The following is a 624-nucleotide window of genomic DNA, read 5'->3' as shown; positions in this document are numbered from 1 at the left end:
CAGCGACCTCCTCGGGGGAGAACTCGGCGGTGTCGGGATCGGTGATCGTGTAGGCGGCGTCGAGCGCTGCGCAGAACTCGGGCGAGCGATCGCCCGTGGTGTCCGCGTCGATGCCCTGATCGCTGAGCGACTCCTCAAGCTCGGTGGTCGCGTCCTCGAGCTGGCTGAGCGAGCTGCTGGCCGACGAGCTCGCGGCCTGGACGGCGAGGCCCGCGAAGACGAAGAAGAAGATGATGCCGATGATCGACGCCGCGAGGCTCACGTAGCCGATGATCGTGCCGGCGAGCGCCATGCCGCGGCCGCGCTCGCCCGTGCGCTTGATCTGCGCGAGGGCGATGTGACCGCAGATGATGCCGACCACGTTCATGAGGATGCCGCCGATGAGGGCGACGATCGCGAGCGCGTTCATCGGGGGCTGCTGCTGCGGCTGGCCCGGGTAGGGGGCGCCGGCGACGGGGGCGCCGGGCGCGGGCGGAGCCGGGGGAGCCGCGGCGTAGGCGGGCGGCTGCGTGTAGGCGGGCGGCGCGATCGCGGGCTCAGCGACGGGGGCCGCTGCCGGAGCGGGGGCGGCTGCTGGAGCGACGGGCTCGGCGGGGGCTGCCGGAGCGGCGGGGGCCGCCGGGA

The 624-nt window shown here is 74.4% G+C and carries 1 protein-coding gene; it reads right to left on the bottom strand.

Going from position 1 to position 624, the window contains the following annotated elements; genetic code table 11:
* Positions 1-624 (bottom strand): DUF4190 domain-containing protein (locus U874_RS0113925; protein ID WP_025135145.1); only part of this gene is annotated, 624 nt, incomplete at both ends.

It is taken from the genome of Leucobacter sp. PH1c (assembly GCF_000633415.1).
In the GTDB taxonomy this organism is placed as follows: domain Bacteria; phylum Actinomycetota; class Actinomycetes; order Actinomycetales; family Microbacteriaceae; genus Leucobacter.
The sequence above is the reverse complement of the archived record's forward strand: the minus strand, read 5'-3'. Positions and strand labels throughout refer to the sequence as shown.